The sequence below is a fragment of the Arthrobacter sp. 2MCAF14 genome (assembly GCF_052115645.1).
Classification (GTDB): Bacteria; Actinomycetota; Actinomycetes; order Actinomycetales; family Micrococcaceae; genus Arthrobacter.
The window spans coordinates 1-13,506 of record NZ_JBFRHB010000066.1 but is presented as its reverse complement, the minus strand read 5'-3'; the positions used below and the strand labels follow the sequence as shown (position 1 = coordinate 13,506).

At 60.8% G+C, this 13,506-nt stretch carries 13 protein-coding genes and 1 pseudogene; 11 read left to right on the top strand and 3 right to left on the bottom strand.

Annotation, left to right across the window (positions count from 1 at the left end):
- The 7 genes and pseudogenes from AB4074_RS23895 to AB4074_RS23865 form a co-directional block, all read left to right on the top strand.
- Nucleotides 1-720 (top strand): citrate/2-methylcitrate synthase (locus tag AB4074_RS23895; RefSeq protein WP_441415609.1); only part of this gene is annotated, 720 nt, incomplete at its 5' end.
- A 104-nt stretch (nucleotides 721-824) separates the two neighbouring features.
- On the top strand, nucleotides 825-1,424 hold the full coding sequence (locus AB4074_RS23890; RefSeq protein ID WP_441415608.1) for a nuclear transport factor 2 family protein: 600 nt from the start codon (nucleotides 825-827) through the stop codon (nucleotides 1,422-1,424).
- Nucleotides 1,424-2,347, top strand: a complete 924-nt coding sequence (locus AB4074_RS23885) for an alpha/beta hydrolase (RefSeq protein ID WP_441415607.1) — start codon at nucleotides 1,424-1,426, stop codon at nucleotides 2,345-2,347. Before AB4074_RS23890 ends, AB4074_RS23885 begins: the two co-directional genes overlap by 1 nt.
- Nucleotides 2,348-2,912: 565 nt before the next feature.
- A complete protein-coding gene (locus tag AB4074_RS23880) occupies nucleotides 2,913-3,293 on the top strand; it encodes a YegP family protein (protein WP_441415606.1) in 381 nt (126 codons plus the stop codon).
- 1,082 nt (nucleotides 3,294-4,375) lie between these two features.
- Entirely contained in the window at nucleotides 4,376-5,131 is a 756-nt protein-coding gene (locus tag AB4074_RS23875; RefSeq protein ID WP_441415605.1) for an SDR family NAD(P)-dependent oxidoreductase, read from the top strand.
- Between the two features lie 178 nt (nucleotides 5,132-5,309).
- Nucleotides 5,310-6,056 (top strand): acyl-CoA dehydrogenase family protein, encoded by a 747-nt coding sequence (locus AB4074_RS23870; RefSeq protein WP_441415604.1) that lies wholly within the window; start codon nucleotides 5,310-5,312, stop codon nucleotides 6,054-6,056.
- 94 nt (nucleotides 6,057-6,150) lie between these two features.
- A pseudogene (locus AB4074_RS23865) lies at nucleotides 6,151-6,219 on the top strand (hypothetical protein); the annotation flags it as partial.
- A gap of 270 nt (nucleotides 6,220-6,489) precedes the next feature.
- Here the strand turns inward: AB4074_RS23865 and AB4074_RS23860 are convergent.
- A complete protein-coding gene (locus AB4074_RS23860; protein ID WP_441415603.1) occupies nucleotides 6,490-7,338 on the bottom strand; it encodes a TIGR03620 family F420-dependent LLM class oxidoreductase in 849 nt (282 codons plus the stop codon).
- A gap of 286 nt (nucleotides 7,339-7,624) precedes the next feature.
- On the opposite strand from AB4074_RS23860, the gene AB4074_RS23855 reads away from it, so the two are divergent.
- From AB4074_RS23855 to AB4074_RS23845, 3 genes are all read left to right on the top strand, one after another.
- Nucleotides 7,625-8,266 (top strand): alpha/beta hydrolase, encoded by a 642-nt coding sequence (locus AB4074_RS23855; protein WP_441415610.1) that lies wholly within the window; start codon nucleotides 7,625-7,627, stop codon nucleotides 8,264-8,266.
- Between the two features lie 24 nt (nucleotides 8,267-8,290).
- On the top strand, nucleotides 8,291-9,655 hold the full coding sequence (locus AB4074_RS23850; RefSeq protein ID WP_441415602.1) for an MmgE/PrpD family protein: 1,365 nt from the start codon (nucleotides 8,291-8,293) through the stop codon (nucleotides 9,653-9,655).
- A 737-nt stretch (nucleotides 9,656-10,392) separates the two neighbouring features.
- Nucleotides 10,393-10,836 carry an SDR family oxidoreductase gene (locus tag AB4074_RS23845; RefSeq protein ID WP_441415601.1) on the top strand — a complete coding sequence of 148 codons (444 nt, stop codon included), beginning with the start codon at nucleotides 10,393-10,395 and terminating at the stop codon, nucleotides 10,834-10,836.
- A gap of 466 nt (nucleotides 10,837-11,302) precedes the next feature.
- Here AB4074_RS23845 and AB4074_RS23840 read toward each other — a convergent pair whose 3' ends face one another.
- Both AB4074_RS23840 and AB4074_RS23835 read right to left on the bottom strand, forming a co-directional pair.
- Entirely contained in the window at nucleotides 11,303-12,448 is a 1,146-nt protein-coding gene (locus AB4074_RS23840) for an acyl-CoA dehydrogenase family protein (RefSeq protein ID WP_441415600.1), read from the bottom strand.
- A gap of 117 nt (nucleotides 12,449-12,565) precedes the next feature.
- Nucleotides 12,566-13,096, bottom strand: a complete 531-nt coding sequence (locus AB4074_RS23835; RefSeq protein WP_441415599.1) for a nuclear transport factor 2 family protein — start codon at nucleotides 13,094-13,096, stop codon at nucleotides 12,566-12,568.
- 229 nt (nucleotides 13,097-13,325) lie between these two features.
- Between AB4074_RS23835 and AB4074_RS23830 the strand changes: the two genes are divergently transcribed.
- On the top strand, nucleotides 13,326-13,506 hold a 181-nt coding region (locus AB4074_RS23830; protein ID WP_441415598.1), incomplete at its 3' end, for a hypothetical protein.

Below are 13,506 nucleotides of genomic sequence, written 5' to 3'. Positions count from 1 at the left end.
CTGACCTCAATGATCGGCAAACGCAGCTTTGGTGAACTCGCATATCTCCTGATCAGCGGTCGATTACCAACCGAAGGTCAGGCCCACGTCCTTGAGGCCATCATGGTCTCGGTCATGGAACATGGCATCTCACCAACGACCACCGTCACCCGAATGATGGCCTCGTACGGGAATCCTATCCAGGTAGGAATCGCTGCTGGGATGCTCACCATCGGTGATCACCACGGCGGCGCCGGAGAACAGATCGCCGGGTGGCTCCGGGAAGCCATAGCCAGCGTCCAGAGCACCGGAAGCCATCGTCGCGATGAGATCCGCGCGAAGGCGCGAAGCATCGTCACGGACAGGCGAGCCGCCCGGGAACCGATCGAAGGATTCGGGCACCCGCACCACGACGTCGACCCACGGGCGCCTCTGCTGATGGGAATCGCCGACGAATACGGGGTCTATGGCGATCACTGTCTCCTGCTTGAGTCCATCGAGACCGAGCTGGAAGCAGCCGTGGGACGGCGAATCGCAACCAACATCGACGGCGTCTCCGCCGCGCTGCTTTTGGACCTCGGCCTCGACCCACGCCTGGCACGTCCCATCCTGATGACTCCACGGACGTTGTCTCTTGCTGCGCACTTCATCGAAGAGCAGGACCAGGGCCAGAAATGGCGTCACGTCCCCGGCAGCCAAGTCACTTACACCGGGCCACAACATCTACGCACAACCGAATAGACATCTCGTGGACCTAGACGTCATCGTTCGTGCACAACGATCACGGGAGCACTCCCAGGACCGGGATCTTACAGAAGGACCAGAACGCCATAAGGAGGCTCACCATGACGCTGGACGTCAACACCATCAACTTTAGCCCCCGCATTGAGGCAGGGTCGGAACTACTGCACGTGCAGCGGTTGGCTGATGTGCAGGCAATCCAGCAACTGGGTGCGATCTATCCGATCCTTGTGGACAGCCACGATTTGAACGCCCTTGTCAACTTGTTCGCGCAGGACGGCACTTTCCTGCGTGCCGGACACGTGCACACAGGTCGCGAGGAGTTGCGTGAGTTCTTCGCTCAGATCATGCGCACCTACTCCATGACCGTCCATAGCGTTCATTCGCACCTGGTGGACCTGGCGTTGGGTGCGAAGACAGCGGTTGGTGTGCAGATGGGACATGGAGAGGTGGCGATCAAGGGCCAGCGGTGTCTCGCAGCGTATCGCTACGACGACGAGTATCGCTGGGTCGAGGGCCGATGGTTGTTCGCGCGCCGACAGATGCGCTACGAGTACTTTTCGTCCCACGATGCTTTGGGTAGTAGCCTCGCCGGTCGGCAGCGCGTTCGCGTTCCCGGCGCCGCGGCGCGGAACGCGGAGATTCCGGAGGAGCTGCCTAGTCATCCGGTTGCACAAGCGGCTCGCAACGAAAGGGTTCAATGATGTCAGAGACCAAGTCGGTAGTTTCAACTCCGCTCGACCGGGCCAAAGCGATGCTGGAGCACGCGCTGCCGGCCCACGGTGGGGGAACACTGGAGGACCGCCGCGAGGGCTACGAGGCGGTGCTCGCACAGCTGCCCATCCCTGATGATGTGTCGATCACCGCCGCCACCTACGGAGGCATCGACGGGTACTGGGTCCGCGCCGCTGGCGCCTCTACCGGTCGGATCGGCGTGATGCTGCACGGGGGCGGCTACATCATCGGATCGGCCAAGGGCTATCGTGCCTACGCTGCGGAGGTGTCACGGGCAACCGACGCGCGGGTCTTCGTGGCGGAGTACCGTCTGGCCCCGGAACATCCGTTTCCGGCGGCCCTCGACGACGCCCGAAGCGTCCTTGCTGCCGCGATCGACGAAGTTGGGCCTCAGTCATGCTTCGCCATCGGAGACTCTGCAGGCGGGGGACTCGTGATCAGCTCTTTGTGGGATTTGCACCGCGCAGGGGCGACACTCCCGGGCCGCATCGTCCTCGTGTCGCCCCTCGTCGACCTGACAGTCACCAATCCCAGCTACGAAGAGCGCGCAAACATCGACCCGGTCGTCTCGCGCAAAGGCATTCAACGCGCTGCCGGTCTGTACCTCAGTGGGCGAGGACCGGATGAGGTGCCGGCGGCGTTCCCGATGCTGTGCGATCTCGGCTGGCTCCCGCCTTGCCTATTGCTCGTGGGGGGTGCGGAGGTCCTGCTGGACGACTCACGCAATCTAGCGGAGAAGCTTGAGCGGGAAGGGGCGCTCGTCGAATACCGCGAGTACAACGACATGGTGCACGTCTGGACGCTGTTCTCGTCATTCCTGCCTGAAGGACAGGAAGCGCTGGAGCAGATCGGCGCATTCGTGAAGGCCTCTGGGACCAGCCCTGGTTACTGACCCGTACCGCCTCGAAATCGAACACCCGTCCCGCCGAATCAACCGGCACAGCCCATCAAACATATTTCATCAGATGAATGAATCATGCAATTAATGCAGAATGCCTGCTTTCCCGTATTTATGGTGGACAGCTTCCTGACCAGGGACGCTTTGTGCGCCCGACTTCCTTCTGCAGCTCGTCGACCGCCTGCAGGGCTTCAGCCAGTCCTTTCCGTCCATGGAGGCAATCAGTGTTTTCATCCGGTCCACCTCCATGGGTCACCATTAGTTGACAGCGGGGGAGAGGTCAACATTTGTTGACACCCCGCGAAGCGCCGAGGCGGTCTCGTGAACTCCCCGAGGAAAGTGCGCCCGTACTTGACGCGAGAGCAGGTGATCACTTCGACTGGATGCCGGTCAAAGTCTTGCGCTGGCAAACGTTCCCACGGGAAACTCGAGGAACGCATGCTGAATTGATGAAAAATTGGACGCCGGGATCCGTCAGGGAAAACGGAGGCAACGATGCGCCGTGCTTGTCGGGGTGGCAAAGATGCGGCCTCAAGATCCCGCAGACGAAAGGATCGCAATGGCAGGAATGTTCGAATTCTTTGTCGACCCGGAATCAGCGTTCAGGTTTCCGCTGACCGCACCCGATGGAACTGTCATAGCAGTTTCCAAGCCCTTCGATACCAAGTCCGATGCTGTTGCCGGCATCGCCGCTGTGCGCGAATACGTCGGCATGGGCCTGATCACCGATCACTGCACAACATCCACAAATGCCGCACCGCCAGCCACCTGCACTGATCCTGGCAGTCAAACTGGACGATTCCCCGCGCATGCCAAAGATCGACTTCCACACCCGCGCCAGGGCGGTTCGCGGGGCCGGGGCAATCCACAACCTTTCCTGAGCGCCGGGGAGGGGCGTCGAGACCAGTCGTCCGCGCCTACTGGCATCCCGGCGGATTAGAGGTTGTCGTATTCTGCTGGTCATGCTCTGGCATCAGAACGCCCTGACTGTCGGTAAGGTCGTGGGACGTCTGGTTGCAGTTTTCGCGCAATCACGGTCGGCCATTAGAGAACAAGCAGAAGGCAGCCAGCCATTATGTCTGATTTGAAGCCTTAAAGACGCGCGGCGGTGCTGAACCTGGTCGAGCTGCGCACGCCCCTTCCCGTGGCCCTAAAGGAACTTGCCACATATCCCTGGGACTCGGTTGTTGCTTATGTTGAACTCAACCGTGGACATTTGCTCCACGCAGTCAGCCAGTACCTTGCCGGAACACTCACTAGGAGCGAGTTTGCCATTGACATGGGCGGAAACTGTTCAGGGCCACGATTACGTCGCGCTAAACGACGAAGACCGGGATTTACTTGCGCAGGCGATCTTCGAGTTGTCCTCCCCAGAGTTATTCGGTTTTATTGACCAGATCTCGAGCGAGTGGCAGGCGAAGCATAGATAACAGAGGCCCGGATCCCTTGTCAGTCAGGGTCTGGTTCGGAGGTTGACGTAGCGGGACCAGGCCTTGTCGGCGCGGAGGATGCGATCTGGTGGCTGTAGCCGAGGGCGTCGGCGACCAGTGGCGGCGGTGACACTAAGAGGTGTTCGTCCAAGACTGTATTTCGTGCGACGCGCAGGTCGATGCCCAGGCTGCGGAGCTTGTCGATGATGGTGTTTGGGTGAAGTGGCAGGCCGGCGCGCGTTCCCGGGACGAGCCACGGGCTTGAGTGCCCGCTCCGGTTCTTACATTCGGGCGGCCCGCGAGGTGCTCTTGAAGTAGCTCTGCGAAAGGCCTGGGAACGGGCACTGGATGGGCGCCGAAGCAGATCCTCACGTTGCCGTTGGTTGGCGATCAATCGTCGCCGGCGCGATGCGCAGCAACTGCACCGCCGTAGCGTCATCGAGCACTATTGGTGAGTCTCGTCGCTCTGTTGACATCGTATTCAGACCTGAGTTAGGGTGATTGTCGCGACCGCGATTCCTCGGGAAGGGGATGGGGCGCTAGCATCGACGGCCGTCAAAAACTCGGAGAGGGCAGCAATCTCATGGGGCGATTGGCAGACAAGGTGGCGATCATCACCGGCGCCTCTGGTGGCGTCGGCGGGGCCCTAGTGAAGCTCTTTGCCGATGAGGGCGCGAGAGTCCTCGCAACCGGACGCAACGAAGCGCGGCTAAATGAGTTGGTGTCGGACGTTAATCGACAGTTGAACAGCGAGCGAGTGCTCGGCGTCACGCATGACATTACAAACGAAAACGACTGGGCCAGCGCCGTCGCCCAGGCAGTTGATGCCTTCGGCCGATTAGACATTCTCGTGAATAACGCGGCGATCCCCGGCCTCGCGAGCGAGGAGCCGTGGAACTTCGACGCCGAAAACGCCACGACGGTTCTGACGACAAACATCATGGGTGCAATGCTCGGCATCAAGGCGGTCATGCCCGAGCTGACGAAGTCCGGCGCGGGCTCGATAGTCAACGTGTCTTCTGCTGCCGCATTCGTGGGCGGGGTCAGTGGTGGATCGGCGGCCTATGCGTCGTCGAAGGCCGCGGTAGGTGCACTCTCTCGAGAGATTGCTCTTGGCGTTGCCAAGGACGGCGTTCGAGTCAACACGGTGTATCCCGGCCTCGTTCGTACGCCCATCCTCGAGAACTTCCCAGAAGAGAGAATCGCTCGCACGCTGTCGAAGATCCCGATGGGATTCGCTGCGGATCCCATCGACATCGCGTATGGCGTGCTTTACCTTGCCTCAGACGAATCGCGTTTTATGACGGGTGCGGACCTCGTTATCGACGGTGGACACACCGCTCAGTAGCGGGACGGCGACCGATCGGTGCTGCAACGTCATCCGTCGCCTTTGAACACTCGCGCGGCACTCCGTGCCTCTAGAAAAAGGGAAATATACGAATGTTCGGCCGTAGCCAGGACCAAGTGGACCTCATCGCCACGGGTCGAACTTTGGCGCTTGAAAACTTCACAGCAAAAGCGATGCAGTGGCATCGTACTCAGGAGGACCGGCGGAGAACATCATCCTCTTGCGAGAGGCGGGGCTGCCGGGGATCTGCGCGCCCAAAGAGTTCGGGGGCGGAGGGCGTTCCGAACTTGATGCATTGCTGGTGCTGGATGCAATCGCAAGCGTATGGCCAACCACCGCTGCGGCCATGAATGTCTTCGACGTGGGCCCCCTGAGCATCATCACGAAGCACGGAAGCACGGAAGCACGGAAGCCTGGAAGCACGGAAGCCCGGAAGCCCGGAAGCCCGGATCAGCAGGAGAGATGCATCCCTCGAATGCTGAGTGGCGAGCTGCGCCTCTCGATCGCACTCACCGAACCCGAGGCAGGCTCGGAGCTGATGGGCTTGAGCACAAGCGGCCAAATCGACGGCTCCGAGGTTGTCCTCAACGGACGCATCGTCTTCTCTGGCGGCGCTGACGCCGCCAGTATATTTCTCGTGGACGTCCGATTTGGCCCGAAGCTGAGCGACATCCGAGCAGTCATCGTTGAGAAGGTTTCGCCTGGTCTTGTACTCGGCCCTACCAGAACCTTCATCGTCCGGTTCCACATGGCGGAACTTCCTTTCGAAGAATGCAGGGTCCCGGCGGCGAACATTCTGCCTTTGGAGAACGGCTTCAAGGAACCCCAACGGTCTGCTCGCGGACAACCGGGGACACACCACGCTGAGCGTCATACTGGCAGCAGGCGACTGCGCGTTGATGGGCGACGACGGGATGCACCCTGAGTCGATACCGAACGCCGCCGCCCGTGCGAAGGCAGTCGTTGCAACGCTCCCCGACTCACCGCTTCCTGGCACCGATGTCCCATGATTCTGGTCGAATCAATACGACTGTCGGCTCAAAACCCTTGGGATTTCGGCGGGCTATGACGGCACTTTCGTCCGATGAGACCCGTCGACAGGAAGATTCGCCGTCGTCTACCTCCCCGGCACGGTTGTCGTCGAACTCGCCCAAAGACTTCGGACAGGCGAAAAAGATGATCGGGTCGGGACGTGCGAGGCATGGTTGAGGCGCCGGCTGATCAAGCTGTCGCTCTGAATGAGTACCGTCGCATGTCGCAGCGGTCTAGAGCGTCTGACTCCCCCTAGGTCAGGACTCTGACTCCCGCCATCGCCCTGTGTGCGTGTCCTTGGGGATGCCTCGGGCCGCGGGCCCTCGTCACCGCACTCCGCGAAGGCCGAGAGCCTGTGCCAGGTCGCGATACGACTCGACAGTGGGCGCCTCTTCCGACAGGAGCTGAATGGCAACGTGATCGGCCCCGGCGGCGTGATGGCCCTCCAGCCGTTCGGCCGCCTGGGTGGCGGTGCCCTGCAGGACGAGATCGTCGATCAGCCGGTCGCTTCCGCCATTGATCATCTCGTCCTCGGTGTAGCCGAGGGACAGCAGGTTGTTGCGGTAGTTCACCCGCTGGAGGTAGGGGTCATCAACCGCTGCGCGTCCGATCGTGCGGGTGATGCGAGGGTCCGATCCTAGAACGACCTTCTGCTCGGGAGCGAGCAGGGGGAGGGGTCCCAGCAGGTCCCGGGCCTTCCTGGTGTGCTTCGGAATGGTGAGGTAGGGATGAGCTCCCAATGACCGACGGCCAGATAGGCGCACCATGTCGGGGCCCAATGCGGCTAGGACGCGTCGACAGGACGGCACGTCGCCGGCGTCGAGACGGTCGAGGTAGTGCTTCACCGCCGTGTACGGCTTGTCGTAGACGGTCGGGTTGGACTCGCGGTGGCCGGCGCCGATACCCAGGAGGAACCTCCCGGGGAAGCGCTGCTCGATTCGGTGGAACGCTTGGCCAACGGTGTCTGCATCCGTGGACCACACGTTGATGATTCCCGTCGCCACAACGATGTTGTCTGTGGCCTGCAGCAGTTGCTCCGCCAGGTGCAGTTCGCTGTCCCTTGAGCCGCCGATCCACAGAGCCCCGAAACCCAACGTCTCCAGTTCTTTTGCCAGAGCCGGAGTCCAGGTGTCTGCCACCTTCCACACGCCGTAGCGCTGAAGCTTATCCTTCATGAGTTTCCTTTGTTCGTCACCTGGCGTGTGAATCCGAACCCGTGCGCCAGTTTCTGAGCTTCGTTCGGGGCTGGCAAAGGTGCGTTCAGAAAGCCGCGAAGAGGATCTCTTTCGCGTTAATACTCCCGGCTAGGGTGCTCGACGCGAAGGTGCTCTTCTGCCTTAGCTACAAGGTTATCACTCGAAATCGACGATAACGTTGCTGATTGGATACGATACCACTACGTTCTGAATAAGATTCCAGGGTCGTGAGGACGCCGGACACTATGGCTCGCCTTCCGTGGTGATGGTGTCGGGTTTGGCTGCGGGAAGAGCGGAACTCGCTTCGCGACGGGTCCTCTGGACGAGGAATGTTTCCTTGGCGTCCTCGGCAACCCCGAGGCATCACCTGCACCGCTGTTGCACCGGCATCAATCATCGCGACCCGTTTGTCAGCCAGCCCGGCCATACCCCCGAGGTTGTCCCCGCCGGTGTAATCATAGCCCCAACGACTCGTGTGGAACGAATGGCCCTTGAAAGTCTCTATCCCAGGAATGCCAGGAAGCTTAGGGCGGCTAACATCACTCCGGACGCCAACACCACAAACTGCGCACTGATCGCGTTTCCGATGTTGACGGACCTCGGTTGGCTTCCGCCCTGTCAGTTGCTGGTCGGGGGTGCTGAGGTGCTTCTGGACGACTCGCGTAACCTGGCCGCCAAGCTTCGGCGGGAGGGCGCGCCTCCCAGCTACCAGGAGTACGACGAAATGGTGCACGTGTGGACTCTTTCGAGTCGTTCCTGCCGGAAGCGCGTGAGGCTCCTGAAGGTATCGGCACGTTCGCCAACGATCACGTCTCAGGGCCCTAAACACGCCGACGCCGGTCGAGTCCTGTCGTGTGTGTACGGGACGGGCGCTAGATTGGATACGATGCCATTTGTCCTTGACTAATCCCGTTACGTTTGATCCAATTCGATGGTGCGAACAGATGAGACAAGCGCTGACGGCTTCACCGCTCGGGTAGCTGAAGAAGTCGCCGCGATGAGCTATGCAGACCTGCCACCGCTTGTTATGACTAGAGCGCGCCACGTGTTGCTCGACTGGCTCGGCGCGGCGATGGCAGGCTCTGTGGAGCCTGTGGGGCGAATAGGGCAGGCGATTGCAGCCGAAACCGGATCGCGACCGGTCGCCACCATTATCGGAACGCAACTGCGCACGTCACCACGCGAGGCAGCAATGGCGAACGCTATGGCTGCGCACGCACTGGACTTCGATGACTCGAGTTTTTGGATGGATGGACACCCGTCGGCAGCGGTCGTATCGGCGGCGGTCGCACTGGGTGAGGCTTTACAGTCAACCACCGGACAGGCCGTGGCAGCGATCGTTGCCGGACTGCAAGGACAGGCCCGCATTGCCCTCGCAACAGGACCTTCGGCCTACGAGAACGGCTTCCACGGCACCGGCATCTACGGCACGTTTGGCGCCGCAGGAGCATGCGCGCATCTCCTCGGCCTCGATGTAAACGGTTTCGAGCGGAGCTATACCCTCGCGGCCACGCAGGCAGCCGGGCTCAGGCGCACCTTCGGAACAATGGGCAAACACCTGAATGCGGCGAACGCTGCCTCCGGGGGCATGCTCGCTGCGCAACTGGCGGCGAAGGGGTTCACCGCACCCACGGACGGAATCGAAGGACGGCAAGGGTTCGTCTGGACGCACAGCGCCACCTTTGACCCATCTCGTCCACAGGCGGTCATGGGAGATCGCTTGGCGATCGAGTCAGTTCTCTTCAAGCGACACGCCAGCTGTCACGGTACCCACTCGACCATCAATGGAGTCGCCCAGCTACGCGGCGCACATGCGTTCACCGAAAACGACATTGCCGGCGTTCGCCTGTTTGTTCCCGACAAGGTGACGGACATCTGCTGCATCAGCGACCCTGTTTCAGGGCTAGAGGGCAAATTCAGTGTGCGGCATGCTGCCAGTATCGCTCTCGCAGGCCTGGACACCGGTCCCGCTGGATTTACTGACGCAAGCGTGCATGACGCACGACTTGTCGCCCTACGCCAGCTCGTCACCGTGTACCCGGAGGTCGACCGGCAGATGACGGCCCCGACACGCGTTGAGATAACGCTTCAGAACGGACATGTTCTGGAAGCGGAAGTCGATGCGTATCAGCCCACACCAGATTCGGGACTGGGAGCCGAGTGGGAGGCCCTCAAGAGCAAGTTCATTTCTCTCGCGAGTCCAGTCATCGGTACTTCGGCGGCGCGCGACGTGGTTGGCAGCATCGAGCGACTTGATCCGGATCGCACGATCGGACAACTGCTCAACCTCGAGTAGTGGTTGCGGTCTCGGGGATGATGTGCCAGACAGTGAGTTAGCAGAGGCTCTCCGCACCGGAGCCACCTGACCAGAAGCTGCGCGAGCGCTATTTCTTTTGCCCAAAAACATGTGATCAGTGTCCAAAACGACACTTGTCAAGCGTTTCGCCCCGGCGTCGGTAAGCGCACTCGTGATCGAATAATGCGCCAGCTCGACGGGAGTCACAGTGTCCTGTGAGGCCGCGAAGAGCAGTAACTTCTTGCTCCCCAATTTCGTTGCCTGAGTAATGATGCTGAGACGGTCGGTGTCTTCTGGACGCATTATCGAAAGGCTCTTGCTCATGTCCACCCGACCTGCGGTTTCCTCTCGAATGAAATCCAAGAAGTCCACCTAAACGCTGCGAGCTTACGATGACAGTCACCTTTGGCTGAGGCCCGTGGGCCAGCCACATGTTGGCGTGCACAACGCTTCCGTGGCTGATGAAATGAGTGAAGCAATGCTCGGCAGGGAACCTGGGATCGCATGTCGAGGAGTCCTGGGTTACGACCTCTTCCTCGACCGCACCGTGAGACCCGATATTCATCTATCACTCCTCGGTGACCCAGAGTTGCCTGAACCAATATTGTTGAGAAGGCCGGAAATGTTTGGTTGCAGATCGCGGTTGAGCGCTGTCACTCTTCGCCTTCGGATTGACGCGGGTCAAGTCCTTTGGGTGATCCTGTGGTCCTTCGGGGTCGGGGTTATGCGGTGAGGGCGTGGAGGTCGGGCTCGGTCACCTAGGGACGTTCAATGTGATGCGTCTGGCTGCCGAAAGGATGGCGCCGACGGCATCCGCGGATGAGAACGAACAGCGCGGGTTCATCGTCAACACCGCTTCCGTTGCCGCGTTCGAAGTGCAGATCGGGCAGATCGCTTACTCGGCATCGAAGGGCGGAGTCGCGGCGATGACGATCGTCGCCGCTCGAGACCTCGCGCGGTCTGGCATCCGGGCCGATACGATCCCCGGAATCGTGGACACGCCGATGCTCGCTACGGTCTCGGAGACCTACAGGGCGGGCCTGGCTGAGGGAGTAGTTTTCCCCAAGCGACTGGCGCGACCCGACGAGTTCGCGCAACTGGTCCTGATGCTTGCCGAACACGACTACATCAACGGCGAAACCGTGCGAATGGACGGCGCGCTCCGGGTGGTACCTCAGTAACCGTCGGGGCCGCAAAGGGAATTGACGCAGCGTCAAGGATGCACGCATCGAATTCGGACAACCAGGAGAGCCGCGGGATCGGATCATCGCGTCGATTCTGAGTGGAACGAAGACGCCGACCAGTCGACTGGGCGCCGTCTTCGACCTCGAGCAGGAGCCGATCTCGAGGCCGGCGAGCGATACGAGATCATCGGTTCCTGCGGCGAGGTCCCTGCGCTCATCGAGATCGACGAAGTCAGAATTCTCCGCCTGGCAGACGTCGGGCAAGACGTATCAAGCGCGGAGGGCGGTTCTTTCCAGAGCGTCGACGACCGGCGGAGGATGCACGTTCAGGGTTGGCAGTCGTTCACGTCGGCAGTCCGGGATGCGACGCGCGACCCCAGCTGGACAATAACTGACGACACACCCGTGGTTTCAGGTTCCTCCATCAGATCGGGTGACCGGGGTCGGAGCGCCGGTCGGGGCCTCAGGGCGACCCCGGTAGCGCTCCCGGCATATCAAGGAGACTTGCGACGGTGGAGTAGTGCATGTCGGTTGTGCATTCTCCGATCAGGAGCCCGGCGGCGTCGCGCAGGTAGATTTCGATCCCTTCTGAGGTCTGATACCCGCGTCCACCGTGCAGGGTCATACAGGTGGTCGCGACGTCGAAGGCCATCTCGGTGAGGAAGGGCTTCAGGAGGTGGTCCAGGACAGGGTCACCCTGGCCGACCTGAACGAGCTGCGTTGCATCGTAGAGCATCGATCGACCGGCTTCGATGTTCTGCTTCATCCGCACCATCTTGTGCTGGAGTGCTTGCATCGACGCCAGTGACTCGTGGTTGAACGTGCGCTCTCGCAGGAATGCGTCCGTCTTTTCCCACACACCCTCGGCGAGCCCTAGTGCCATCGCTGAGATGGGGTGCGTCGAAACTTTGCTTGCACCCGTCACGTCGGTGAGCTGGCGGTCTTTCACCAGAACGCTCATGTCGCGCACACGTTCCGCAGGAACCCGTACGTCCGACATTTCGACATAGCCCCAGGGCGCACCAACGCCCATCTTCGGCATCGCGGTTATCGTCAAGCCGGGCTGATCGGTGGTAAGCCAGAACAGGTGCATATCGCCGTTGACCAGACCCGAGACGCCCATCACGTCCGCGAAAGTCCCCTGTCCTGCGAAATGGCGGACGCCGTTGAGAACATACCCATCCCCTTCGCGGCGCGCCAGATCCGGGTGCTCGCCGTAATTGGCGTAACCGGCAGGGTTGGTCGATGCGAAGGATACGGTCGTTTCGCCGGCTAGTGCACTTCGGGCCCAGCGCTCTGCGACGGCCGGCGTACTGACCATGTTCACGGGAATGTTCATCTGCATCATCGCGCTCAGGGCGACGCCAGGACACTCGCGTGAGAGTTCTTCCATGACGATGACCATCCCCATGACACCCATCTCGTCGCCGCCGAGCGACTTCGGTGCAAACACGCGCAAGATGCCGGCGTCGCCCAGGAGCCGGTTCATCTCTTTGAGAAATGGCGGGTTGTCGTAACCCTCCAGCCTGCGTGGACCGAGGGTTTCGCGTGCAAAGGTTCGTACTTTGTCGCGAATCGCGAGCTGGTCCTCTGTCAGGATTCTGGACATGGGGCTTCGTTCCTAATCTTAGTCATGCCGACCTGGCATCCCTGCTGGATGTCGTGTCGGACCACAGTCGGTGACGCCCCCACGCAACAAGCTGCCTGCTGCCGACGAGTGCCTGCTCTAGACGCACTCGACCCGCTGGCGTTCGAGCTTGAAGGTATGGATGTACCAGTTGCCGTCGTCGAGTCGGACGTAGGTCTCGTGGTAGGCGCCGATGTTGTGCATGTGTTTGACCGGCCTGCCGACCGGGAACCAGTGGTAACTTTCGAACCTGAACCTCGCCGTGGCGGTGCTATCCGAGGTGAGCACGATGTAGGGATCCATGATGTGGTGCACCATCACGTGATCGTCGGGGAGGTCGACATGCGCGGCGAGAATCGCGTCGCGGCCGATCAGAGGCCACTCGGCCTTTTCGGCAGACTGCTTGAAGTAGTCGGACAGGGTGCTGGGGACAGGGTCCTTGGTGTACGGCTGAAGCGGAGTCGGGAAATCGCTTTCGTCGAAGACTGCATCCGGAGCGAACACCGAGGCGAAGTCGTCCCACTTGTGACGATCAGCACTGTAGGCGTACTTGCTCTTCACCTGCTTGATCTGCTCGATGGCGAAGAGTTGATCGGCGATACTCATCGTGAGTTCGGCGGACGCTGTCATTCTTTCCTCCCGGTTCGCACACGCTGGCGCCGAGGGGCGTCCCAGTCGGCATGTGGGCTTCTTTCTATCAGTCCCATGCGGCAGGGTCAAGCGAACCTAGAATCGAATGCAGACGGTCGTGGTATCGGATTCAAGGGTTGCGTGGTATCGTATGCACGAATGATTGGGCGTGTGGCTGCTTGGGTTCGTTCCGGGGCCGCGGATGAGTGTGCTGAGTCGAGGTGGGTTCTTGTCGATGAAGACGGATGAGAAGGTGGGTGCGCCTTCGGAGGCGGTGGATGTTCGTGTGGACAAGTGGTCGACGCCGGTTTTGAATGATGAGAATCGGTTGAAGTTGGCCACGTTCGCTACCAATATGCGCGGGAGTGTGACGCTTGCTAATGTGGAGGGCAAGGTCCTGGGCAGTTGGG

Coding starts and splice junctions, on each gene's coding strand:
- AB4074_RS23840 (WP_441415600.1), bottom strand. CDS start 12,448: ATGTCCAGAATCCTGACAGAGGACCAGCTCGCGATTCGCGACAAAGTA.
- AB4074_RS23860 (WP_441415603.1), bottom strand. CDS start 7,338: ATGAAGGATAAGCTTCAGCGCTACGGCGTGTGGAAGGTGGCAGACACC.
- AB4074_RS23885 (WP_441415607.1), top strand. CDS start 1,424: ATGTCAGAGACCAAGTCGGTAGTTTCAACTCCGCTCGACCGGGCCAAA.
- AB4074_RS23850 (WP_441415602.1), top strand. CDS start 8,291: ATGGTGCGAACAGATGAGACAAGCGCTGACGGCTTCACCGCTCGGGTA.
- AB4074_RS23880 (WP_441415606.1), top strand. CDS start 2,913: ATGGCAGGAATGTTCGAATTCTTTGTCGACCCGGAATCAGCGTTCAGG.
- AB4074_RS23835 (WP_441415599.1), bottom strand. CDS start 13,096: ATGACAGCGTCCGCCGAACTCACGATGAGTATCGCCGATCAACTCTTC.
- AB4074_RS23890 (WP_441415608.1), top strand. CDS start 825: ATGACGCTGGACGTCAACACCATCAACTTTAGCCCCCGCATTGAGGCA.
- AB4074_RS23855 (WP_441415610.1), top strand. CDS start 7,625: ATGGTGTCGGGTTTGGCTGCGGGAAGAGCGGAACTCGCTTCGCGACGG.